The organism is Nocardiopsis changdeensis (assembly GCF_018316655.1).
Lineage (GTDB): Bacteria > Actinomycetota > Actinomycetes > Streptosporangiales > Streptosporangiaceae > Nocardiopsis > Nocardiopsis changdeensis.
Map to the genome: position 1 here is coordinate 2,713,540 of NZ_CP074133.1, position 22,085 is coordinate 2,735,624.

20 protein-coding genes are annotated in these 22,085 nt (G+C 72.8%); 11 read left to right on the forward strand and 9 right to left on the reverse strand.

The window, feature by feature from the left end; all coding sequences use genetic code 11:
• Positions 1 to 69: 69 nt before the first annotated feature.
• From KGD84_RS12215 to KGD84_RS12225, 3 genes are read right to left on the reverse strand one after another with little or no spacing between them, the layout of a single operon-like run.
• Positions 70 to 711 (reverse strand): LutC/YkgG family protein, encoded by a 642-nt coding sequence (locus KGD84_RS12215; RefSeq protein WP_220560420.1) that lies wholly within the window; start codon positions 709 to 711, stop codon positions 70 to 72.
• Positions 708 to 2,147 (reverse strand): lactate utilization protein B, encoded by a 1,440-nt coding sequence (locus KGD84_RS12220; RefSeq protein WP_220560421.1) that lies wholly within the window; start codon positions 2,145 to 2,147, stop codon positions 708 to 710. Before KGD84_RS12220 ends, KGD84_RS12215 begins: the two co-directional genes overlap by 4 nt.
• On the reverse strand, positions 2,144 to 2,935 hold the full coding sequence (locus KGD84_RS12225; protein ID WP_220560422.1) for a (Fe-S)-binding protein: 792 nt from the start codon (positions 2,933 to 2,935) through the stop codon (positions 2,144 to 2,146). Before KGD84_RS12225 ends, KGD84_RS12220 begins: the two co-directional genes overlap by 4 nt.
• A 217-nt stretch (positions 2,936 to 3,152) precedes the next feature.
• Here KGD84_RS12225 and KGD84_RS12230 point away from each other — a divergent pair, with 217 nt between their 5' ends.
• The gene (locus KGD84_RS12230; protein ID WP_220560423.1) at positions 3,153 to 3,866 is read left to right on the forward strand and encodes a FadR/GntR family transcriptional regulator; all 714 of its coding nucleotides are present in this window, start codon (positions 3,153 to 3,155) and stop codon (positions 3,864 to 3,866) included.
• A 14-nt stretch (positions 3,867 to 3,880) separates the two neighbouring features.
• On the opposite strand, the gene KGD84_RS12235 is transcribed toward KGD84_RS12230, so the two are convergent.
• Complete coding sequence (locus tag KGD84_RS12235) at positions 3,881 to 4,141, reverse strand: hypothetical protein (RefSeq protein ID WP_370634686.1); 261 nt, start codon at positions 4,139 to 4,141, stop codon at positions 3,881 to 3,883.
• Between the two features lie 249 nt (positions 4,142 to 4,390).
• Here KGD84_RS12235 and KGD84_RS12240 point away from each other — a divergent pair, with 249 nt between their 5' ends.
• The 6 genes from KGD84_RS12240 to KGD84_RS12265 all read left to right on the forward strand — a co-directional run bounded on the left by KGD84_RS12240 (position 4,391) and on the right by KGD84_RS12265 (position 13,894).
• Positions 4,391 to 5,230, forward strand: a complete 840-nt coding sequence (locus KGD84_RS12240) for an ion transporter (RefSeq protein ID WP_220560425.1) — start codon at positions 4,391 to 4,393, stop codon at positions 5,228 to 5,230.
• Between the two features lie 180 nt (positions 5,231 to 5,410).
• A complete protein-coding gene (gene pgi / locus KGD84_RS12245; protein WP_220560426.1) occupies positions 5,411 to 7,099 on the forward strand; it encodes a glucose-6-phosphate isomerase in 1,689 nt (562 codons plus the stop codon).
• Positions 7,100 to 7,769: 670 nt separating this feature from the next.
• A complete protein-coding gene (locus tag KGD84_RS12250; RefSeq protein WP_220560427.1) occupies positions 7,770 to 8,795 on the forward strand; it encodes an ABC transporter permease in 1,026 nt (341 codons plus the stop codon).
• A gap of 196 nt (positions 8,796 to 8,991) precedes the next feature.
• Positions 8,992 to 10,704, forward strand: a complete 1,713-nt coding sequence (locus KGD84_RS12255) for an ABC transporter substrate-binding protein (protein WP_220565692.1) — start codon at positions 8,992 to 8,994, stop codon at positions 10,702 to 10,704.
• Between the two features lie 331 nt (positions 10,705 to 11,035).
• Positions 11,036 to 12,046: an ABC transporter permease gene (locus KGD84_RS12260; RefSeq protein ID WP_220560428.1), complete on the forward strand. Its 1,011-nt coding sequence runs from the start codon at positions 11,036 to 11,038 to the stop codon at positions 12,044 to 12,046.
• Positions 12,047 to 12,100: 54 nt separating this feature from the next.
• Positions 12,101 to 13,894 (forward strand): ABC transporter ATP-binding protein, encoded by a 1,794-nt coding sequence (locus tag KGD84_RS12265; protein ID WP_220560429.1) that lies wholly within the window; start codon positions 12,101 to 12,103, stop codon positions 13,892 to 13,894.
• A 51-nt stretch (positions 13,895 to 13,945) separates the two neighbouring features.
• Here KGD84_RS12265 and KGD84_RS12270 read toward each other — a convergent pair whose 3' ends face one another.
• Positions 13,946 to 14,728 (reverse strand): sporulation protein, encoded by a 783-nt coding sequence (locus KGD84_RS12270; RefSeq protein WP_220560430.1) that lies wholly within the window; start codon positions 14,726 to 14,728, stop codon positions 13,946 to 13,948.
• A 121-nt stretch (positions 14,729 to 14,849) separates the two neighbouring features.
• Positions 14,850 to 15,467, reverse strand: coding sequence for a TetR/AcrR family transcriptional regulator (locus KGD84_RS12275; RefSeq protein ID WP_220560431.1), 618 nt, complete (start codon positions 15,465 to 15,467; stop codon positions 14,850 to 14,852).
• 145 nt (positions 15,468 to 15,612) lie between these two features.
• Here KGD84_RS12275 and KGD84_RS12280 point away from each other — a divergent pair, with 145 nt between their 5' ends.
• The gene (locus KGD84_RS12280; RefSeq protein WP_220560432.1) at positions 15,613 to 16,005 is read left to right on the forward strand and encodes a hypothetical protein; all 393 of its coding nucleotides are present in this window, start codon (positions 15,613 to 15,615) and stop codon (positions 16,003 to 16,005) included.
• Between the two features lie 116 nt (positions 16,006 to 16,121).
• Positions 16,122 to 16,499 carry a GntR family transcriptional regulator gene (locus KGD84_RS12285; RefSeq protein ID WP_220560433.1) on the forward strand — a complete coding sequence of 126 codons (378 nt, stop codon included), beginning with the start codon at positions 16,122 to 16,124 and terminating at the stop codon, positions 16,497 to 16,499.
• Positions 16,500 to 16,521: 22 nt separating this feature from the next.
• Here KGD84_RS12285 and KGD84_RS12290 read toward each other — a convergent pair whose 3' ends face one another.
• The 3 genes from KGD84_RS12290 to KGD84_RS12300 all read right to left on the reverse strand — a co-directional run bounded on the left by KGD84_RS12290 (position 16,522) and on the right by KGD84_RS12300 (position 20,083).
• Complete coding sequence (locus KGD84_RS12290; protein ID WP_220560434.1) at positions 16,522 to 16,875, reverse strand: hypothetical protein; 354 nt, start codon at positions 16,873 to 16,875, stop codon at positions 16,522 to 16,524.
• A gap of 133 nt (positions 16,876 to 17,008) precedes the next feature.
• Complete coding sequence (locus tag KGD84_RS12295) at positions 17,009 to 18,403, reverse strand: RNA polymerase sigma factor (protein WP_220560436.1); 1,395 nt, start codon at positions 18,401 to 18,403, stop codon at positions 17,009 to 17,011.
• A gap of 441 nt (positions 18,404 to 18,844) precedes the next feature.
• Positions 18,845 to 20,083 carry an AMP-binding protein gene (locus tag KGD84_RS12300; protein WP_370634481.1) on the reverse strand — a complete coding sequence of 413 codons (1,239 nt, stop codon included), beginning with the start codon at positions 20,081 to 20,083 and terminating at the stop codon, positions 18,845 to 18,847.
• A 166-nt stretch (positions 20,084 to 20,249) separates the two neighbouring features.
• Between KGD84_RS12300 and menB the strand changes: the two genes are divergently transcribed.
• Both menB and KGD84_RS12310 read left to right on the forward strand, forming a co-directional pair.
• Positions 20,250 to 21,089, forward strand: coding sequence for a 1,4-dihydroxy-2-naphthoyl-CoA synthase (menB, locus tag KGD84_RS12305; protein ID WP_220560437.1), 840 nt, complete (start codon positions 20,250 to 20,252; stop codon positions 21,087 to 21,089).
• On the forward strand, positions 21,086 to 22,060 hold the full coding sequence (locus KGD84_RS12310) for an o-succinylbenzoate synthase (RefSeq protein WP_220560438.1): 975 nt from the start codon (positions 21,086 to 21,088) through the stop codon (positions 22,058 to 22,060). The genes menB and KGD84_RS12310 overlap by 4 nt, the downstream gene beginning before the upstream one ends.
• Positions 22,061 to 22,085: the final 25 nt, after the last annotated feature.

Here is a 22,085-nt window from a genome sequence, read left to right on the forward strand (position 1 = left end):
CCCCTACTCCCCCCGGAGAGGACCACTGCGCAGGCCCGGGGGTTTCCCGGGCCTGCGCAGTGGAGGACCTCAGGGGCCGGTCTCGACCAGCAGGACCTCCAGGGTGCGGGGGCCGTGCACCCCCTCCACCCGGTTCAGCTCGATGTCGCTGGTGGCCGACGGCCCGCTGATCCAGGTCAGCGGGCGGGCCGGGTCGAGCAGGCGCACCGCCTGGGGCACCCCGTCCACGACCTGGTCGGCGCGCACGACGCACAGGTGGTAGTCGGGGACCAGGGAGATGGCGCGCCGGCCCTGGTCGGGGCCGCCGTCCAGCACGATCGTCCCGGTCTCGGCGATCGCGACCGCGCACGCGGTGACCACCCCGTCGGCGGCGTCCAGTTCGTGCACCCCCAGGGGCGCCTCCCGCGAGTCGGCCAGGGTCTCGACGCCGGCCTGTTCCGTCCACTCCCCGGGCAGCCCCTGGGGCACCACCACACGGCGGGCACCGCGCCGGGCCAGGGCCGCGGCCACCTCCGCGCCGACCCGGTCGGCGGGCACCCGGTGCACCAGCGCCTTGTAGTCGACCAGCCGGTCCTCGAACACCTCCAGGGTGGGGCCGACCGCGTGGGAGTCCAGGTAGGTCCGTTCGCGCGGCCGGTGCACCGACTCGTCGGCGGGGACGTCGGCCAGGGCGGCCCGCACCCGGGCCAGGATCGCCTCCTTGGCGCTCATCGGTCCTCCTCCCGCGCGCTGTCGCGCTCGTTCCACCAGCGGCGGAACGACTCCGCCGGGACGTCGGGGACGTCGCGTGTGTCGGTCCAGGCCCCGGCGAGCCCGGGCAGGTGCCGGGGGACCAGGTCGCGGCCCAGCCCGGCGGCGCGCTGGACCGCGCCCAGGGTCCGGGAGGACGAGAACACCGTCTCCGCCCCCGCCATCAGGGCCTTCTCGCCCGTGTGGCCGCGGCGTCCGGCGACCTCCTCGCGCAGGTGCACCAGCACCTCGGGGATGTCGATGGCGACCGGGCACACCTCGTAGCAGGCGCCGCACAGCGAGGACGCGTACGGCAGGGCCTCGTCGACCTCCGACCCCATCCCGCGCAGCTGCGGGGTGAGGATCGCGCCGATCGGGCCCGGGTAGACGGAGCCGTAGGAGTGGCCGCCGGTGCGCTCGTAGACCGGGCAGGTGTTCAGGCAGGCCGAGCAGCGGATGCAGCGCAGCGCCTGGCGGCCCACGGTGTCGGCCAGCACGTCGGTGCGGCCGTTGTCCAGCAGCACCAGGTGGAACTCCTGCGGGCCGTCGCCCGGGGTCACCCCGGTCCAGGTGGAGGTGTAGGGGTTCATCCGCTCGCCCGTGGAGGAGCGCGGCAGCAGCTGCATGAACACCTCCAGGTCGTTCCAGGTCGGGACGATCTTCTCGATGCCCACCACCGAGATGAGGGTCTGCGGCAGGGTCAGGCACATGCGCCCGTTGCCCTCCGACTCCAGCACCACGAGCGTCCCCGAGTCGGCCACCGCGAAGTTGGCGCCCGAGACGGCCGTGCGGGTGCGCAGGAACCGCTCGCGCAGGTGCGTCCGGGCGGCCTCGGCCAGCGCCCGCGGATCGTCGGTCAGCCCGGGCGGGGCGGGCGTGCCCCACTCGGCCATCTGCTCCAGGAAGATCTCGCGGATCTGGGAGCGCCCCAGGTGGATGGCGGGCACCAGGATGTGCGAGGGCAGGTCCTCGCCCAGCTGGACGATCAGCTCGGCCAGGTCGGTCTCGTAGGCGGTGATGCCCGCGGCCTCCAGGGCGTTGTTGAGCTCGATCTCCTGGGTGGCCATGGACTTGACCTTGACCACGTCGGTCTCGCCGGTGGCCTGAACCAGACCGGTGACGATCCGGTTGGCCTCGGCGGCGTCGCGGGCCCAGTGGACGTGCCCGCCCGCGCGGGTCACCGACTCCTCCAGCTGCTCCAGGTAGTGGTCGAGGTGGCGCAGGGTGCGGTTCTTGATCTCGGCGCCCTCGGCGCGCAGCCGCGCCCAGTCCTCGCCCAGCTCGTCCACCACCAGGCCGCGCTTGTCGCGGATGGTGTGGGTGGCCTTGCGCAGGTTGTAGCGCAGCCGCGAGTCCCGCACAGCGGTGCGGGCCGCCTCGGGGAAGGGCGGCATGCCCAGGAACGTGGCGCTGCTCATCGGGTCGCGCCCTCCTTCTCGGTCCGGCCCCGGCCGGTCTGTTCGGTCCCGGCGCCCTCGAAGTCCTTCTCGGTGCTCGCCAGGATCTCGGCGATGTGGGCGACCCTCATCCCGGCGCGCTGGCGCGAGAGGATGCCGCCGATGTGCATCAGGCAGGAGTTGTCCACGGCGCACAGCACCTCGGCGCCGGTCTCCAGGGCGTGGCGGGCCTTGTCGGCGCCCATGGCCGAGGAGACGTCGCCGTTCTTGACCGCGAACGTGCCGCCGAACCCGCAGCACTCGGTGGCCCCGGGCAGCTCGACCAGCTCCAAGCCGCGCACCGCGCGCAGCAGCTCGTAGGGGCGGTCGCCCAGGCCGAGCATGCGCAGCCCGTGGCAGGTGGGGTGGTAGACGACCCGGTGCGGGTAGTAGGCACCCACGTCGGTGACGCCCAGGACGTCCACGAGGAACTCGGTGAGGTCGTACACGCGCGGGGCCAGGGCGGCGACCTTACGGGACAGGCGGCTGCCGCTGCCGCCCAGGCGCGGGTAGTTGTCGCGGACCATCGCCGCGCAGGAGGCGGAGGGCACCACGACCGCGTCGGCGTCCTCGAAGGTGCGCACGAACCGGACGGCGAGCCTGCTCGCAGGGCGGCGGTAGCCGGTGTTGTAGTGCATCTGCCCGCAGCAGGTCTGGTCCGGGGGGAAGACGACCTCGTGGCCGAGCCGCTCCAGGAGGCGCACCACGGCCCGGCCGGTATCGGGGAAGAGCGTGTCGTTGACACAGGTGATGAAGAGCGCGATCCGCATGGGCCTCCTTCGCGCCGCGCCGGACCGGCGGCGGCCTGCTCGCCACGAGCCTCTGAGTGGTCAGACCACTTTGTCACACGCGAACGGAAAAGAGCAAGAACCGGCCCTTTGTCGGGTATGGGGGTTTCGTCGGAACGAATTGGTATGATCACTTGCCCGGGGAGGTGATCAGAAGGCGTCCCCGGCGCGACGACCACAGGGATCGGAGGGGAGCTGCATGGACGACCGGACCCCGGTCACCCAGCGGGCCGTCGAGCGCATCAAAAAGATGATCGCCTCCGGCGAGGTCGGCCCCGGCCAGCGCCTGCCCACCGAACGCGACCTCGCCGCCCGCCTGGACATCTCCCGCAGCTCCATGCGCGAGGCCATCCGCTCCCTCACCACCCTGGGCGTCCTGGAGGCCCGCCACGGGGCCGGCGTCTACGTCACCGCCCTGCGCCCCGCCGACCTGTTGGAGACCTTCTCCGTACTGGCCGAGGTCTCCCGCGGCGACACCCTCCTGGAGGTCCTCCAGGTCCGCCGGATGATCGAGCCCGCCGCCACCGCCCTGGCCGCCGCCCGCGCCACCGACGACGACCTGAGGCGCATCGGCACGCTCCTGGACCGCATCGACGGCGCCCCCGCGACCGAGGCCGAGACGGTCACCGCCGACCTGGACTTCCACCAGGCCATCGTCGCCAGCACCGGCAACGCCACCCTGGCCGCCGTCAGCCAGGGCCTGTCGTCGCGGACCTTCAACGCCCGGGTGTGGGCCGGGCACCGCGAGGCCGGGTTCACCGACGAACTGCGCGAGGACCACCGGCGCATCCACGAGGCCCTGCTGGCCCGCGACCCCGACGCGGCCCGCGCCGCCGCAACCGTCCACGTCATGCGGGTGGAGCGCTGGCTCGCCGCCGACCTGGCCGACCGCGACGGGGCCCCGGGGGCCTGAACCGGGGCCGCCCCTCACACGCCGCGTTCGCGCAGCCGCTCGGCGAACTCCTCGGCCCGCAGCACCCGGGCCAGGTCCTCGCGCCGCGGCGCGGGCGCCCGCTCGTCCCGCGGCCCCTCCTGCGGATCGGGCGCCTGCTCGGCGACCTCCCTGCGCAGCTCGTCGCCGATCCCCAGGGAGCCGCGGTCCTCGATCTCGTCGATCCGCAGGCCGTGCGGGTGGTCGAGCAGGTACTCGGCCACCGCGCTGTCCTGGTCCGGGGCGCCCACGTCCATGTCGGCGTCCACGTCGTCGATGTCCTCGGACCGCTCCCAGCGCTCCCCGTCCGACCCCTCGCTTGCTCCGGCCACGGGCGTCCCCCTCACCCTCGGTCATCCCTACTTTCCGATCATGCCTGGTCGAGGCGGGGTATTCCAGTGTCGGAGCGGACAGAGCGGGGCAAGGGGGAAAGCGATGTCGGTTACGGACGGTAGGCTTTTCCGGCCGAACCCCGACCCTCCCCCAGGAACGGAGCCCCCTGTCCCGTGACACTGCGCCAACGGGTCCGCACGATCGTCGACGCCTCCTGGTTCCAGGGCACCGTCGTCACCCTCATCCTCGTCAACGGCGTCATCCTCGGTGTGGAGACCTCGCCCCGGATCATGGAGGAGCACGGAACGCTCCTGCACGGCATCGACCTGTGCATCCTGGCGCTGTTCGTGGTCGAACTGCTGCTGCGGATCTACGCCCACCGGGCGGAGTTCTTCCGCGACCCGTGGAGCTGGTTCGACCTGGTGATCGTGGGCATCGCCCTGCTGCCCACCTCCGGGCCGTTCTCGGTCCTGCGGGTGCTGCGCGTGCTGCGGGTCCTGCGGCTGCTCTCGGTCATCCCCAGCCTGCGCCACGTCGTCGCCGGGCTGTTCCGGGCGCTGCCCGGCATGCTGTCGATCCTGTTCCTGGTCATCCTGCTGCTGTACGTGGCGGCGGTGATGGCCACCCGGCTGTTCGCCGACGTGTCCCCGCAGTACTTCGCCGACCTGCCCACCTCGCTGTTCACGCTGTTCCAGATCGCCACCGCCGACGGGTGGGGCACCATCGCCAAGGACGTCATGGAGCACATGCCGATGGCGTGGGTCTTCTTCGTCGTCTTCGTGCTGGTGTCGACACTGGTCGCCCTGAACCTGTTCATCGCCGTGGCAGTGGAGGCGCTGGAGAAGGACGACGACCGGCCCGGGGGCGGCGGCGAGGGCCCGGTCGGCGGCGGCCGCGCCGGCCCCGACGGCGAGGGGCCCGACGGGCAGCGCCTCATCCTCGCCGAGCTGCGCGCACTGCGCGCCGAGGTGGCACAGCTGCGCCGCGAGCGCGAGGAGGTCGGCCGGGGCTGACCCGCCCCGTCCGGCGGGAGCGGAACAAGGCCGCCGGGGCCGGGGTTGTGGAAAACGCCGCGCGGGCCCGCGGACGTGGCAAGGTGGTCTTCACAGCCGCGGCGCGGACGTGCGGGCACGGTCCGAGCCCCGTGCCGCCCGCCGCGCACCTGGACCTTACGGACGACGAGGAGCGACCGGATGCCTGCCACACCCCTCCCCCGCGCAGAGGACACCGGAGAACGGGCCGGGACGGCCCCGGCCCTGGACCGCAGGGACGAGTGGGCGGCCCTGGGCGCGCACCGCGAACGGCTGGCCGGCACCCACCTGCGCGACCTGTTCGAGGCCGACCCCGCCCGCGCCGACCGGTTCACCCTCGACGTCGGCGGCCTGCACGCCGACTACTCCAAGAACCTCGTCACCGACGAGACCCTGCGCCTGCTGGCCGACCTGGCCGGGGCGACCCGGGTCGCCGGGCTGCGCGACGCCATGCTGCGCGGCGACCACGTCAACCTCACCGAGGACCGGGCCGCGCTGCACACCGCGCTGCGCGCGCCCCGCTCGGCGGTGATCGAGGTGGACGGCCGGAACGTGGTCCCCGAGGTGCACGAGGTCCTGGACCGGATGGCGGAGTTCGCCGACCGGGTGCGGTCCCGGCGCTGGCTCGGCCACACCGGGCAGCCGGTGCGGAGGGTCGTCAACATCGGCATCGGCGGCTCCGACCTGGGCCCGGCCATGGCCTACGAGGCGCTGCGGCCCTACAGCGACCGGGGCCTGGAGTTCCGGTTCGTGTCCAACGTCGACGGCGCCGACCTGCACGAGGCGCTGGTGGACGCCGACCCCGCCACCACCCTGTTCGTCATCTCCTCCAAGACCTTCACCACGATCGAGACCATCACCAACGCCACCGCGGCCCGCCGGTGGCTGGTGGAGGGCCTGGGCGCGGAGGAGGCCGTCTCCCGGCACTTCGTGGCGGTCTCCACCAACGCCGAGGAGGTGGCCCGGTTCGGGATCGACACCGGGCACATGTTCGGCTTCTGGGACTGGGTGGGCGGCCGCTACTCCTACGACTCGGCCATCGGCCTGTCGCTGATGGTCGCCATCGGCCCGGAGCGGTTCCGGGAGATGCTCGCCGGGTTCCACCTGATGGACACCCACTTCGCGACGGCGCCGGTCGAGCGCAACCTGCCGTTCCTGCTGGGGCTGCTCGGCGTCTGGTACGGCGGGTTCTGGGAGGCCGAGAGCCACGCGGTGCTGCCCTACAGCCACCACATGTCCCGCTTCGCCGCCTACCTCCAGCAGCTGGACATGGAGTCCAACGGCAAGTCGGTGCAGCGCGACGGGCGGCCGGTCGGGTGGGCGACCGGGCCGATCGTGTGGGGCACCCCGGGCACCAACGGCCAGCACGCGTACTTCCAGCTGCTGCACCAGGGCACCCGGTTCGTGCCCGCCGACCTCATCGGGTTCGCCGAGCCGGCGCCCGACCTGCCCGAGACCCTGGTGCCCCAGCACGACCTGCTGATGGCCAACATGTTCGCCCAGGGCCAGGCGCTGGCCTTCGGCAAGACCGCGGAAGAGGTCGCCGGGGAGGGGGTTCCGGCCGGGCTGGTCCCGCACCGCACCTTCGCCGGGAACCGCCCCACCACCACCATCCTGGCCGAGCGGCTCAGCCCATCGGTGCTGGGGCAGCTGGTGGCCCTGTACGAGCACAAGGTGTTCGTGCAGGGGGCGGTGTGGAACATCAACTCCTTCGACCAGTGGGGCGTGCAGCTGGGCAAGGTGCTGGCCAAGCGGGTCGAGCCGGCGCTGACCGAGGGGGCGCGGGTGGAGGGGCTGGACGCCTCCACGGCCGGGCTGGTGGCCCGGTACCGCACCCTGCGCGGACGCTGACCGGCGACGGCCCCCGCCGCCGCGGGCGGGGGCCGGGCCCGTCGCGGGTCCCTCCCAGGGAAGGCGCGGCCGGTGCTCCGGAGGCCGCGCCCCGAGCCGCGCCCGCCCCAGGGTGACGCGCCGGGGCACCGCCCTTCCAGCCTGCCGACCTCCCGGTCCGCCGAGCCCCGGGGCGCCGCACCTCCAGATCGGTGCCCCTCAGGACCTTCGGTCCCGCAGACCGCGGAGCCCCCAGACCGGCGGGCTCACACCCCGCCCCGGACCGGTGCCCCTTGGGGCCGTCGGCCCTGCGAACCCAGGAGTCCCCAGACCGGCGATCTTCCGGTGCACCCAACCCCCGAACCGTCGTTTTCCAGGGCGCCGAGCTTTTCTAGGCCGCCGGCCTTCCGGACCGGCGGGCTCACGCACCGCCGAGCCCCGGACCGGGGCCGACGAACCTCCGGGCCGGAGGCCGGCGGGGGCGGTGACGGCCGGGGTGCCGCACGCTCCGGAACGGGGGGACACGGGGCCGGGATCGGGCCGCGGCGGTAGGGCGGGTTCCGGGGCGTCCTGCGCGTTCCGGGCGCAGGCCGGGGTTCCGGCGCGGATGTTGGAAATCGGCACGCCACTCGTGCAAGCTCTACGTAGTCGATCTACTACGTAAAGCGACCTACGGGGGGCAGGGCCACACATGACCGCGCCGATGGACGTGCCCGAGTCGTCCCAGCACGCCGAGCCCGAAGCCGTGGCCGCGGGGGCGAAGAACGCCGCCGGCCGCTCGCTGCGCCAGATCGCCTGGCAGAGGTTCCGCAAGGACAAGGTCGGCATGGCCGGCGGCATCGTCGTCATCCTGCTCATCCTCGTCGCGGTCTTCGCCCCGCTGCTGACCGCCTGGTTCGGCTATCCGCCCAACCAGTTCAACCAGCAGCTCGTCGACCCCCTCACCGGCGGCGTCCTGCGCGACCCCGAGAACCCCGCCCTGGGCCTGGACCCGTGGGGCGGGATCAGCGCCGACCACCTCCTGGGCGTCGAGCCCGTCAACGGCCGCGACCTGTTCAGCCGCATCGTCTACGGCGCCCGCACCTCGCTGCTGGTCGCCACCGTCGCCACCCTCGTGTGCGTCGTCATCGGGACCGTCCTGGGCGTCGTGGCGGGGTACTTCGGCGGCTGGGTCGACACCGTCATCAGCCGGGCCATGGACATCTTCCTGGCCTTCCCGCTGCTGCTCTTCGCCATCGCCCTGGTCGGCGTCATCCCCGACGGGGCCTTCGGCCTCACCGGCAACGGGCTGCGCATCGGCGTGCTGATCTTCATCATCGGGTTCTTCAACTGGCCCTACATCGGGCGCATCGTGCGCGGGCAGACCCTCACCCTCAAGGAGCGCGAGTTCGTCGAGGCCGCCCGCAGCCTGGGCGCGGGCAGCGCGCACATCGTGTTCAAGGAGATCCTGCCCAACCTCGTCACCCCGATCCTCGTCTACTCCACCCTGCTCATCCCCACCAACATCCTGTTCGAGGCGGCCCTGAGCTTCCTGGGCGTGGGCATCAACCCGCCCACGGCCACCTGGGGCGGCATGCTGGAGAACGCGCTGCGCTTCTACACGACGTCGCCGCACTTCGTGATCATCCCGGGTCTGGCCATCTTCGTCACCGTGCTCGCGTTCAACCTGTTCGGCGACGGCCTGCGGGACGCCTTCGACCCGCGCTCCTCCGACTGACCTCCCCGGCCGCCGCCCGCCCAGGGCGGGCCGGCCTCGGGCCGTGCACCGATCACGGCCCCGGCGGCGACCGATCCCGGTCCCGCAGCAACCCGATCCTGGAGGCAAGGTGAACACCCACCACCACGGCACACCCCCGGCGCCCCGCAGGCGCCGGTTCGCGGCCCCCGCGGCCGCCGGCACGGCCCTGGCCCTGATGCTGACCGCGTGCGGCGGCGGGGGCGGAGGCGGCGGAGGAGGGGAGGTCGACGCGGAGTTCAACCAGGCCGAGACGGAGATGGTCAACCCGTCCGACCAGACCGGCGGCACCCTCCGGTACGCCATCTCCTCGGACTTCGACTCCCCGGACCCGGGCAACACCTACTACGCGTTCAGCTGGAACTTCACCCGCTACTACGCGCGCACCCTGCTCACCTACACCGAGGCCCCGGGGGAGGAGGGCACCCAGCTCCAGCCCGACCTGGCCGAGGCCATGCCCGAGGCCAACGAGGACTCCACCGAGTGGACCGTCCGCCTCAAGCCGGGGCTCAAGTACGAGGACGGGACGGAGATCACCGCCCAGGACGTCAAGTACGCGATCGCCCGCAGCAACTTCGGCGACCAGGCCCTGCCCAACGGTCCCAAGTACTTCCAGCAGCTGCTGGCGGACAGCGAGGACTACGAGGGGCCCTACGCCACCGACGGGGACCCGCTCGAGGGCTTCGACGGCATCGAGACGCCGGACGACCACACCCTGGTCTTCCACCTCAACGAGAGCTTCTCGGAGTTCCCCTACATCCTCATCCAGCCGCAGACCGCGCCGGTGCCGCCCGACGCCGACCGCGGCGAGCAGTACCAGAGCCGGGTGGTCTCCTCCGGGCCGTACAAGTTCGACGGGGAGTACCGGCCGGGCGTGTCCCTGAACCTGGTCCGCAACGACCAGTGGGACGCCTCGACCGACCCCACCCGCCGGGCGCTGCCCGACCGCATCGAGGTGCAGCTGGGCGTCGACCAGAACGAGATCGACCAGCGCCTGGTCAACGGCGAGCTGGACGTGGACCTGGGCGGTGTCGGCGTGGGGCCGGCGATGCGCGGCACCCTCATCACCGACGAGGCCCGGCGCGCCAGTGTCGACAACCCGCAGACCAACACCCTGCGCTACGTCAACATCAACACCGTGGTCGAGCCGCTGAACAACCTGGCCTGCCGCGAGGCGGTCATGTTCGCCGCCGACCGGGACGCCCTGCACCGGGCCTGGGGCGGTGAGACCGGTGGGGACATCGCCACCCAGATCATGCCCTCGGCCCTGGCCGGCGCCGACCCGAGCATCGACCCGTACCCGTCCGACGACAACAAGGGCGACCTGGACAGGGCCCGGGAGAAGCTGGAGGAGTGCGGGCACCCGGACGGGTTCTCCACCTCCATCGGCGCCCGCGCCGACCGGCCCTCGGACGTGAGCACCGCCGAGGCCGTCCAGCAGGCGCTGGCCCGGGTGGGCATCGAGGTCGAGATCAAGCAGTACCCGTCCGACACCTACACCAACACCCAGGCCGGATCCCCGGACTTCGTCCACGAGAACGACCTGGGGCTCACGGTGTACGGCTGGGCCCCGGACTGGGCCACCGGCTACGGGTTCATGAGCAAGATCCTGGACGGCGACGCCATCCAGGACGCGGGCAACGCGAACATCTCCGAGTTCGACGACGACCAGGTCAACGGCTGGTTCGACGAGGTCGTCACGGTCGAGGACCCCGAGGAGCGCGCCTCGATCTACACGCAGATCGACCAGCGGGCCATGGAGCAGGCGGTCATCCTGCCCGCGGTGTTCGAGCGCACCGTGATGTACCGGCCGCCGAACCTGACCAACGTGTACTACCACGCCGGCTACAGCATGTACGACTACATGTCCTTGGGCACCACCAACAGCTGACGGTGACCCGCCAGGGGCGGCGGCCCGCCGAGACGCGGGCCGCCGCCCCCGCCCGTGTCCGGAGGCCATCGGGCCCTCCGCGGCCGCACGCCGCGTCGGCTGTTCCGGGATCATCCGATCCCGGTCCCGTGGAATTCGAGGGCGCCGACGACTCCCCGGCACACCTTCCCCACCCGTGCCCGGACCGCCGTGTCCGGGGCGCAGGTACACGCCGCGCGATCAAGCGTGATCATTCAAACACGCTGCGTTATCTTGGTCGTCTCAGGCCGAAACTTCGCGCCCCTGCCGATTTCCCTTCCAGGGCGGGCCCGACGACAGAAAGACACGCGCCTTGCTGACCTACATCCTGCGCCGCTTGGGCGCCGGTCTGCTGCTCCTGGCCGTGGTCACCATGGTCACCTTCGGCATCTTCTACGTCGTGCCCAAGTGGGCCGGCCGAACCACCGAGCAGCTGGCGACCATGTACGTGGGACGGGCGCCCACCCCCGAGGCGATCCAGGCGACCATCGACCGGCTGGGGCTGGACAAGCCGGTCATCGTGCAGTTCGGCGAGTTCGTGCGCGGGATCTTCTTCGGCGCCGAGTACCGGTTCGGCCGGGACACCATCGAGTGCGCCGCGCCCTGCTTCGGCTACTCCTTCCAGACCTACCAGGAGGTCTTCCCCGAGATCGTCTCCCGGCTGCCGGTCACGTTCTCACTGGCCCTGGGGGCGGGCATCATCTGGCTGGTCGGCGGCATCGCCGTCGGCGTGGTCTCGGCGGTGTGGAAAGGCAGCCTCTTCGACCGGATCGCGATGGCGATCGCCCTGGCCGGGGTCTCCCTGCCGATCTTCTTCACCGGCCTGCTGGTGCTGGCCTTCCCGGTGCACGCCTGGGGCTGGTTCCAGACCCCGCGCTACGTCCCCCTCACCCAGGACCCGCTGGGCTGGGCCGCGGGCATGTTCCTCCCGTGGCTGACCCTGGCCTTCCTGCACGCCGCCATGTACGCGCGCCAGACCCGCGCGGGCATGCTGGAGGTGCTGAGCGAGGACTACATCCGTACCGCCCGGGCCAAGGGGCTGAGCGAGCGCAAGGTGGTGCTCAAGCACGCCCTGCGGCCCACCCTGACGCCGATCGTGACGATCTTCGGCCTGGACCTGGGGCTGGTCCTGGGCGGCGCGGTCCTGACCGAGCAGGTGTTCTCCCTCAACGGCATCGGGCGCTACGCGGTGAACGCCATCACCCAGAGCGACCTGCCCGTGATCCTGGGCGTGACCCTGTTCGGCGCGTTCTTCATCGTCGTGTGCAACCTGGTCGTCGACCTGATCTACCCGCTCATCGACCCGCGCGTGCGGGTCCACTAGCGGGCCCCCTTCCCGCATCCACCACTCCGGACCCAGAGAGCAGAGGCCTCTCCTATGAGCGAATCCGCACCCGAGCCCGTCGTCCGCGTGGACGACCTGCGGGTGGCGTTCCCGACCATGGACGGCGATATCCAGGCGGTGGACGGGCTGTCCTTCGAGGTGCCCGCCGGGGGAGGGCTGGGCATCGTGGGCGAGTCGGGCTCGGGCAAGAGCGTGACCTCGCTGGCCCTGATGGGCCTGCACCGCGGCAGCCGGGCGAAGATCACCGGCGCCATCGAGGTGGCCGGGAAGGACGTCAACAAGCTGACCGACGGGCAGCTGCGGGCGATGCGCGGCAACGACATCGCGATGGTCTTCCAGGACCCGATGCAGTCGCTGCACCCGCAGTACACCATCGGCAACCAGCTGGTCGAGGCGCTGCTCGTGCACCGGCCGGGCGTGTCCAAGACGGAGGCCCGCAAACACGCGGCCGAAGCGCTGGACCGGGTCGGCATCCCCTTCCCGGCCAAGCGGATCAATTCGTATCCGCACGAGTTCTCCGGTGGTATGCGCCAGCGTGTGGTGATCGCGATGGGGTTGATGTGCGATCCCAAGGTGCTGCTGGCCGATGAGCCGACGACGGCGCTGGATGTGACGGTGCAGGCGCGCATCCTGGACCTGTTGGACGAGCTGCGCCGGGATCTGGGGATGGCCCTGATCCTGGTCTCGCACGACCTGGCCGTGGTGGCGGGGTCGGTGGACGAGGTCGTGGTGATGCGCCACGGTGTGGCGGTGGAGCGCGGGGACGTGCGCACGGTGCTGTCGGCGCCGGAGCACCCCTACACGCAGGCGCTGCTGGCGGCGGTGCCGCGGGTGGAGGTCTCCCGGGCCCAGCGCCGCGCCCAGGACCGCGCCGACCGGGCCGAGCGCGAGCGCGGGGAGCAGCGGGCCGCGGGCGCGGTCACCGGGGAGACCCCGGGGCGGGAGGGGTTCGCGGCGTTCACGCCCAAGGAGCCCGAGGGCGGGCGGGAGGCCCTGCTCACGGTCTCGGGGGTGGGCCAGCGCTTCAAGGTGCGCGGCGGGATGTGGGGGCGTTCCACCGACTTCTGGGCCGTAAAGGGCGTCTCCTTCGACCTGTACAAGGGCGAGACGCTGGGGATCGTGGGCGAGTCGGGCTCGGGCAAGAGCACGCTGTCGCGGATGGTCATGCGCCTGCTGGAGCCGACCGAGGGCACCGTCGTGTTCGAGGGGCGGGATATCACCCACATCGCCGAACACCGGATGCGTCCGTTGCGGCGTGATGTGCAGATGGTGTTCCAGAACCCGTACTCGTCGCTGAACCCGCGTGTGACGGTGGGCGACGCGATCGGGACGGCGCTGCGGGTGCAGGGCGAGCGCGACACCAAGAAGATCAAGCGCGAGGTGCAGGAGCTGCTGGACCGGGTCGGGCTCCAGCCGAACCACTACAACCGGTTCCCGCACGCGTTCTCGGGCGGTCAGCGCCAGCGGATCGCGATCGCGCGGGCGCTGATCCTCAAGCCCAAGCTGATCATCTGCGACGAGCCGGTGTCGGCGCTGGACGTGTCCACCCAGGACCAGGTGCTGCGGCTGCTGTCGGAGCTGCAGGACGACTTCGGGCTGACCTACATCTTCGTGGCCCACGACCTGGCGGTGGTGCGCCAGGTCAGCGACCGGGTCGCGGTGATGCGCAAGGGCGAGATCGTGGAGCTGGGCGACAGCGACTCCATCTACGAGAACCCGCAGAGCGACTACACCCGCCAACTGCTCAACGCCGCACCCGTGCTCGACCCGGACCAGGCGCGCGAGCTGCGCGCCGAGCGGGTCCGCGAGCGCGCCGACGGGGCCTGAGCCGGGTCCCGGCCGGGGCGCCGCCCCGGCCGGGACCGCCGGCCCGAACGGTCAGAAGAGGTCGCGGCGCCCGGCCAGGGCGTCGATCCACCGGTCCAGCTCCCGGCTCCAGTCCATCGCGGCCGCCTGCTCGTGGGTGACGTTGAAGCTCTTGAAGGTGTCGCGCCCCTCGGTGAACAGCCCCGGCTTCTTGTCCAGCTCCAGGACCACGTCCATGCCGTGCTCATCGGCGACGAACGACAGCTCCAGCTGGTTCAGGCCCCGGTAGCGGCTCGGGGCGTAGTACTCGATCTCCTGGTAGAAGGGCAGCCGCTGGCGGGTGCGGGCGATGCGCCCGCGCTCCAGGTCGGCCTTCTTGAACCGGAAGCCCAGGGAGTCCAGCGCGAGCAGCACCGCCTGCTGGGCGGGCAGCGGCTCGATCGCCACCGGGTCCAGGTCGCCGGGGTCGACGGCGCCCGCGACGGCCAGGCGCGTGTTGACGCCGAGGTTCATGCCGTACAGCCGCTGGCCGCCCAGGGACGTGACGGGGGCCTCCCAGGGCACGGGCAGCTCGAAGGGGACCTCGAACCGCTGTCCGGGGACCAGGCCGGTCCGCCCGCCCAGCCGGACCCGGTGGAACTCCATGTGGGAGGTGACCTCGCTGTCACCGATCTCGGACTCGACCGCGGCCTGCAGGCCCACGGTGAGCTCCTCGACCTCCTGCTCGACGTTCCCGCCCTCGACCAGGACGGTGCCGCGCACCGTGCCGCCGGGACGGGTGGACGCCGAGTCCAGGTGGGTCTCGACCGAGGCCCCGCCGAAACCGATGCCGGCGAGCAGACGCTTGAGAACCATGGGCCTTTCCTGTTCCCGCCCCGGCGGTGCCGATCCGGGCGGGGCGTTCGGGAGTGTTCGGGCATAGGGGAGAGCGGCACCCTCACAGGTACAGACGGCCGGCGGCGGGTCCCGGTTCCCGTCAGGCCGCGAGTCCGCGCAGCAGGGCCCGCAGCCCGTAGTGGAAGCGGGCGGCGGCCTCCTCCGCGTCGGGGGCGTCCTCGTCGTCCTGGTGGCGGACCTGGTGGACGACGGCCCCCAGGCAGTGGGCGTACAGGGCGTCGGCGGCGCGGTCGAGGTCGCCCTCGGGCACCCCGGCGTCGGTGAAGGCGCGGTGGACCAGCGCGCGGGCGGCGGCGTCGGCGGGGGTGGCGGGGGCGCGGTGCACCAGCAGGGACAGGGCGCCGGAGTACTCCAGCAGCCGGGCGCGGTACCCGTCGGCCCAGGAGGCCAGGCGCTCGTCCCAGGGGCGGGTGTCGGCCTCCTCGGCGCCGTCCTCCTGCGGCTCCCCGCCGTCCTGGTCGTCGGTCTCCTCCGGGAGGGCGTCGCCGGTGGCGCCGGGGGAGGTCACGTAGGCGGCGATGGCGTTGAAGAGCTGCTCCTTGCCCAGGGGGAAGTGGTGGTAGATGGCCATGGCCTCCACCTCCAGGGCGTCGCCCAGCCGCCGCATGGACAGCCCGCCCAGCCCGCGCCCGGCGATGATGTGGAGCGCCTCCAGGATGATGCGCTCCCGGCTGAGCCCCGCGTAGTTCCTGCTCACTTGTTTCCTTTCGGAAGTTTTGTCATCAAATGTGGCGTTTTCTGTGCGCCGAGGCCATCACCGACGCACGATCCGGCTCGCCTCATGATCCACGTCACCACTACAGTGCCATTGCAGGCGGTGTACCCGGTGAACGGAGCGAGCGATGGGACTTGGCGGACGAGGCACGGCGCAGGCGCGGGAGAGCCTGGTGGCCGACCGCGAACGGGCCGGACGGCTCGACGACCTGCTGCGGGAGGTGGCGGCCGCCCAGGCGGCGCTGGAGGAGGCCCGCGAGTCCGGGGCCGCGGTGGAGGAGCTGCACGAGCGCGCGCTGGCGCTGGACACCGCGCTCACCGAGGCGATGCGGGCCGCCTACGCCCGCGAGCGCGTGCTCGTCGGGGAGAAGGGCTACCGCGACCGCATCCACCGGCGCAAGCGGCTGGCCCGGCCCGCGGTGCGCGAGGCCACCGAGGTCGCCGAACAGCTGCTCACCGCCCGTGAGGCCCACCGGCTGCACGGCGTGCCGCGGGTGCCCCGCACGGTCGGCGCACTCTGACGTCCGCGCCGCCCCGCGCCCCCCGCGGGCGCGGGGCCCGCACGCACGGTAGTTTTGGGCGCGAACGGGTATGGGGCCCGGAGCACGAACGCCGAACGTGGGGAGCGCAGGAGGAGATGGCGGAGTTCATCCGCGTCGACCCGACGTCGAAGGTACCGCCCTATGAGCAGATCCGGACGACCGTGGCGATGGCGGCCGCCGCAGGGGAGCTCCCGGTCGGCTACCGGCTGCCGACGGTACGGGCGCTGGCCGGGGACCTGTCGGTGGCGGTCAACACCGTGGCCCGCGCCTACCGCGAACTGGAGCAGGCCGGGGTCGTCGAGACCCGGGGCCGCTCGGGCACCTTCATCGCGGCCGCGGGGGACGACCAGCGTGCGGAGGCGCTGGCGGCCGCCCGCGCCTACGCCGAGGTGATCTCCCGGGTGGGGCTGGACCACGACGAGGCCGTGGACATCCTGCGCGCCGCGCTGGACTCCGCCCGGCCCACGGGCTGAGGCTCCGCGGGCCGGGCGCCGCTCAGCGGCGCAGGCCCAGCACGGAGACGAGGTAGAAGAGGATCAGGCCCGCCCACACGGCGGCGATGGCGGCGGCCCCGCCCACCATGGCCGCGACGATCGCGGTGGCGGGGAGGCTCACCCCCAGGCACACCAGGGACAGCACCATCCGCACCGTGTTGGAGGGGACCCCCACCTTCTCCTTGTGCTCGCGCTGCCGGTGTTCCAGGTGGCGCCGGACGCTGGTGTCGATGGCGTCGTCCATGCGCTCGATCAGAGAGGTCGCCAGCGCGTCGTCGTACTCGGGCCCGAGCTCGCGGCCGGCGCGCAGCGCGGCGGCGATATCGGCCTGCCGCTGGGAGGTGCTGTCGGTCATCTCCCCATAGTGGCACCCGCCGAGGACCCCGGGCGCCCCTCGGCCCCGATCCCGGGGAAGGTTCAGGGACATCCCCGATCCCGGACACACCGAAGGGCCGCCCCCCGGTGCGGGAGGCGGCCCCTGTCGGCGGCTAGCTGGCGAAGTCGAGCAGCTGCTGGGCGCGGCTCGGGTGGCGCAGCTTGGAGAGCGACTGCTTCTCCAGCTGCCGGATGCGCTCCCGGGTCAGCCCCAGGTGCTTGCCGATCTCGTCCAGGGTGCGCGGCCGGCCGTCCATCAAGCCGAAGCGCAGCGACATGATGGTCGCCTCGCGCGGCTCCAGGTCGGACAGGGCGTTGCGCAGCTGGTCGGCCATGAGCTGGCGGTCGACCACCTCGGAGGCCTCGGAGGCGTCCACGTCCTCGATGAGGTCGCCGATGCGGGTCTCGCCGTCCTCGCCGATGGTGGAGTCCAGGCTGATGGGCTGGCGGGTGACCCGCAGCAGCTCCTCGATCTGGGCCGGGGTCTTGTCCAGCTCCAGCGCCAGCTCCTCCGGGGTGGGCTCGCGGCCCAGCGCCTGGTGCATGTCCCGCTCCAGGCGGCTGACCTTGCTCAGCAGCTCCAGCACGTGGACGGGCAGGCGGATGGTGCGCGCCGAGTCGGCGAAACCGCGCTGGATCGCCTGGCGGATCCACCACATGGCGTAGGTGGAGAACTTGAAGCCCTTGGTGTAGTCGAACTTCTCCACCGCGCGGATCAGGCCGAGGTTGCCCTCCTGGACCACGTCCAGCAGCGACATGCCCCGGTCGCTGTACTTCTTGGCCACCGACACCACCAGGCGCAGGTTGGCCTCCAGCATGTGGGACTTGGCCTTGCGGCCGTCCTCGGCGATCCACTCCAGCTCGTCGCGCTCGGCCTCGGACATCGGCACGGAGGTGTCGACCTCGCCGTGCAGGCCCAGCCGGTACTCCGCGTACAGGCCCGCCTCGACCCGCTTGGCCAGCTCGACCTCCTGCTCGGCGGTGAGCAGCTGCCGGCGGCCGATGGCCTTGAGGTAGGTGTGGACGGAGTCGCCCATGGCGGGGGACTGGTCGTCCAGGTCGGCCTCGCCGGTCTCCGGGTCGATGGTGGCCTGGGATGTGTCCTCGGTCTTCTTGGTGCGCCGCGTGGTGCGGGTCTTCCTCCGGGGGGAGGGGCCCTTGCGCGGTGCGACCTTGCCGGATGCGGCCTTGGGTGCCTCGTCGGTGTCGGGCACCGTCGCGATGAGAGTGTTTTCCAGCACGTCGTCCTCGGCGTCGGGTTCGGCCACCGGTGCGGAGTGGTCGCCCCCGTTGGCGAGCCGGACCCCGTGGTCGGTGAGTTCACGCAGGATGGCACGGCCGTCGCCGGCGGAGACTCCGGCCGCGGAGAAGGCGGTGCGCAGCTCGGCGAGGGACAGGTGCCCCTGGGCGCGCCCGCGGGCGAGCAGATCGGTCAGCGCCGCGCGGTCCGCCGCGAGCGGAGCGGTGCCGTCGGTGGGCGCCGAACGGGTCCGGGCGGAGCTCGTCATCCGGACACCTCCCTCCCTTCCATGACGTGTGGCACGTGGCGGAAGGCTCCCGCCGACTGGACGCGCCAATATGTCCAACGTGTCGGGGTGTCAAATGTTCCCCGTCTCGATTGGATATCTTTCGAAGTGGCATGGATCACCGCGCGTTCAGTGGCGGGCGGTGGGAGGCAGCGGGTATGGGAGCCCGCCCGGACGGCCGTGCCGGGGCACAGCGCTCCAGGCGCGGGGGAGGGCGCAGGGGCGTGGGCGGGTGGACTCGTGGCTGTCGCCAACTGCGGACCTCCTTGGCAGAGGGGCCGTGGGGTCCGGGCATTCGGGCGGCCCGGATACTCAGGTAGACGCCGGGCGGCCCGGGGAAGTTCCCCACATGGGCGGACATGTCCTCCCCTGTGGTGGCGGCCTGCCCCGGTCGGGGCACGGACCGCCCGCCCGGCCGCGGTCTCAGCCGCGGCGCAGCGCCACCAGGTCCGGTTTGCCCGAGGCCAGCATCGGCAGCCGGTCGCGCACCTCCACCTCGCGCGGGGCCGCGTAGGCGGGCAACCGGTCCCTGACCACCGCCCGCAGGTGTTCCAGGGCGGGCGGCGCGGCCGGGTCGGCGGGCACCACCACCGCGCACACCCGCTCGCCCCACTCGGGGTCGGGGCGGCCCACCACCACCGATTCGGCCACCGACGGGTCGGCCATGATCAGCGCGTTGACCTGCCCGGGCACCACCTTGTGGCCGCCGGTGTTGATCACCTCGTCCATCCGGCCCAGGATCTCCAGCCGCTCCCCGTCCCAGCGCCCCAGGTCGTTGGTGCGCAGCACCCGGGTCCCGTCGGCGGCGGTGTCCGGACCCGGCACCGGCTCCGCCCCCGGCGCGGTCCGGTAGCGGGTGAGCAGGGTCGGCCCCGACAGCAGCACCCGGCCGGAGCCGTCCGGGCCCGGGGCGTCGGTCGCCACCCCCACCCCGTCCAGGGGCACGCCGTCGTAGACGCACCCGCCGCAGGTCTCGCTCATGCCGTAGGTGGTGACCACCCGGCCCCCGGCGGCGCGCGCCGCCGCCAGCAGCTCGGGCTCGGCGGCCGCGCCGCCCAGCAGGATCACCCCGAACACCGACAGGTCCGCGCCCGCGGCCAGCAGCCGCCGCAGCTGGGTCGGCACCAGGGACACGTGCGGGCGGAGCCCCTCCGCCAGGGAGAGCACCCCCTCCGCCGAGAACGGGGCGTGCACCGCCCCGGTGCCCGTGACCAGGGCGCGCAGCATCACCTGTAGACCGGAGATGTGCCCGGCGGGCAGCACGCACAGCCAGGAGTCGCCCGGCCGGGCCCCGATCCGCGCCACCGACGCCCGCGCCGAGGCGAGCAGCGCCGCGGCCGACAGCTCCACGCCCTTGGGCGCGCCCGTCGACCCGGAGGTGGTGACCACCAGGGCCGTCCCGGGGGAGGCGGGCAGACCGCCCTCCAGGGGCGACTCCCCCTCGGGGGTCAGCACCGAGGAGGGGCGCATCGCCCCCAGCAGCTCGCGCACCCGGGCGTCCGGGGTCCCGGCGGGCACCGGCATCAGCGCCGGGCCCCCGCCCTCCAGCGCCGCGGCCAGCAGGTCGGACAGGTGATCCGGCTCCAGCCCCACGGCGGCGCGCAGCGCCGGGCCGTCGGCGGTCGTCGGGTCGGGGACGTCGGGAAGGTTCACGGAAGCCACGGGGCACAAGGGTACGCCCGCCACGCTCCCGGGGGGCGTACCCGGTCGTCCCCGTCGGCCTGGCACAATGCGTAGGGTTGACGCGGGGGTCGCCCCGGAGGGGGCTCCGTGGGGAGCCGGTCCGGGCGCCCGCCGTTCCGATGTCCCGTGAGGAGAAGCAGTAGCCGTGAGCAGCGTGATCGACTGGCAGCGGTCGGGCGAGTATTCCGACATCATCTACGAGACCGCGGAGGGCATCGCCAAGATCACGATCAACCGGCCCGAACGGCACAACGCGTTCCGGCCGCAGACCCTCTTCGAGCTGCAGCAGGCGTTCAACATCGCCCGCGACGACTCCGAGGTGGGCGTGATCATCTTCACCGGCGCGGGCGACCAGGCGTTCTGCTCCGGCGGCGACCAGAAGATCCGCGGCGACGACGGCTACATCGGCGACGACGCCGTGGCCCGCCAGGGCATCGGCCGCCTCAACGTCCTGGACCTCCAGGTGCAGATCCGCCGCCTGCCCAAGCCGGTCATCGCCATGGTCGCCGGCTGGTCCATCGGCGGCGGCAACGTGCTCCAGGTGTGCTGCGACCTCACCATCGCCGCCGACAACGCCAAGTTCGGCCAGACCGGCCCCAGGGTCGGCTCCTTCGACGGCGGCTACGGCTCCTGGCTGCTCGCCGAGACCGTCGGCCTGAAGAAGGCCCGCGAGATCTGGTACCTGTGCCGCCAGTACAGCGCCCAGGAGGCGCTGGACATGGGCATGATCAACACCGTGGTGCCGCTGGCCGACCTGGAGAAGGAGACCGTCTCCTGGGCCCGCGAGCTGCTGGAGAAGTCCCCGCTGGCGCTGCGCATGCTCAAGGGCGCCATCAACGCCGTCAGCGACGGCGCCGCCGGGATGCAGCAGTTCGCCGGCGACGCCACCATGCTCTACTACATGAGCGAGGAGGCCCAGGAGGGCCGGGACGCCTTCAAGGAGAAGCGCCGTCCGGAGTTCGACAAGTTCCCGCGCCGCCCGTGACACCGTCCCCCGACCCCGCCGCGGAGACCGGCCCCGGAGCGGGCCGGGCCTTCGCCATCGGCCTGCGCAACCGGTTCCGCGGCATCACCGTGCGCGAGGGCATGCTGGTGCGCGGGCCCGCCGGGTGGGGCGAGTTCTCGCCCTTCGCCGAGTACGGCCCGCGCGAGTGCGCCCGCTGGTGGGCGGCCTGCCATGAGGCCGCCCACCGCGGGTGGCCCGCCCCCGTGCGCGACCGGGTCGCGGTCAACGTCACCGTCCCGGCCGTGGACCCCGGGCGGGCCCACGCCATCGTCGCCGCGGGCGGCTGCGCCACCGCCAAGGTGAAGGTCGCGGAGCGGGGCCAGGACCCCGCCGAGGACCTGGCCCGGGTGGAGGCGGTGCGCGACGCCATCGGCCCCTCGGGGAAGGTGCGCGTGGACGCCAACGGGGCCTGGGACGTGGACACCGCGGTGCGGATGGTCCGCGCCCTGGACCGGTACGGGCTGGAGTACGTCGAGCAGCCCTGTGCCACCCTGGACGAACTCGCCGAGGTGCGCCGCCGGGTGGACGTGCCGGTGGCCGCCGACGAGTCGGTCCGCCGAGCCGAGGACCCCCTGAAGGTGCGCGCCGCCGATGCCGCCGACATCGTCGTGCTCAAGGTGCAGCCCCTGGGCGGGGTGCGCGCCGCCCTGCGGGTCGCCGAGGCCTGCGGGCTGCCGGTGGTGGTCTCCAGCGCCGTCGAGACGTCGGTGGGCCTGGCCGCCGGGGTGGCGCTGGCCGCCGCCCTGCCGGAGCTGCCCTACGCGTGCGGCCTGGCGACCATGCAGATGCTCACCGCCGACGTCACCGCCGACCCGCTGCTGCCCGAGGACGGGTACCTGCCGGTACGGGCGGTGGAGGTCGACGAGGAGCGGCTGCGGGCGGTCGAGACCGAGCCCGGGCCCTGGCGCGCCCGCGCCGAGGCCGCCATCGCGGCCGACCGCCGGGATTGACCGGTACAGGACACGGATCACACGG

Bases quoted from the DNA above. Each gene is read 5' to 3' on its own strand.
- KGD84_RS12270 (WP_220560430.1), bottom strand. From the start codon at position 14,728: ATGGTTCTCAAGCGTCTGCTCGCCGGCATCGGTTTCGGCGGGGCCTCG.
- KGD84_RS12295 (WP_220560436.1), bottom strand. From the start codon at position 18,403: ATGACGAGCTCCGCCCGGACCCGTTCGGCGCCCACCGACGGCACCGCT.
- KGD84_RS12290 (WP_220560434.1), bottom strand. From the start codon at position 16,875: ATGACCGACAGCACCTCCCAGCGGCAGGCCGATATCGCCGCCGCGCTG.
- KGD84_RS12265 (WP_220560429.1), top strand. From the start codon at position 12,101: ATGAGCGAATCCGCACCCGAGCCCGTCGTCCGCGTGGACGACCTGCGG.
- KGD84_RS12285 (WP_220560433.1), top strand. From the start codon at position 16,122: ATGGCGGAGTTCATCCGCGTCGACCCGACGTCGAAGGTACCGCCCTAT.
- KGD84_RS12230 (WP_220560423.1), top strand. From the start codon at position 3,153: ATGGACGACCGGACCCCGGTCACCCAGCGGGCCGTCGAGCGCATCAAA.
- KGD84_RS12220 (WP_220560421.1), bottom strand. From the start codon at position 2,147: ATGAGCAGCGCCACGTTCCTGGGCATGCCGCCCTTCCCCGAGGCGGCC.
- KGD84_RS12215 (WP_220560420.1), bottom strand. From the start codon at position 711: ATGAGCGCCAAGGAGGCGATCCTGGCCCGGGTGCGGGCCGCCCTGGCC.
- KGD84_RS12255 (WP_220565692.1), top strand. From the start codon at position 8,992: ATGCTGACCGCGTGCGGCGGCGGGGGCGGAGGCGGCGGAGGAGGGGAG.
- KGD84_RS12280 (WP_220560432.1), top strand. From the start codon at position 15,613: ATGGGACTTGGCGGACGAGGCACGGCGCAGGCGCGGGAGAGCCTGGTG.
- KGD84_RS12225 (WP_220560422.1), bottom strand. From the start codon at position 2,935: ATGCGGATCGCGCTCTTCATCACCTGTGTCAACGACACGCTCTTCCCC.
- KGD84_RS12250 (WP_220560427.1), top strand. From the start codon at position 7,770: ATGACCGCGCCGATGGACGTGCCCGAGTCGTCCCAGCACGCCGAGCCC.
- KGD84_RS12235 (WP_370634686.1), bottom strand. From the start codon at position 4,141: ATGGACGTGGGCGCCCCGGACCAGGACAGCGCGGTGGCCGAGTACCTG.
- pgi (WP_220560426.1), top strand. From the start codon at position 5,411: ATGCCTGCCACACCCCTCCCCCGCGCAGAGGACACCGGAGAACGGGCC.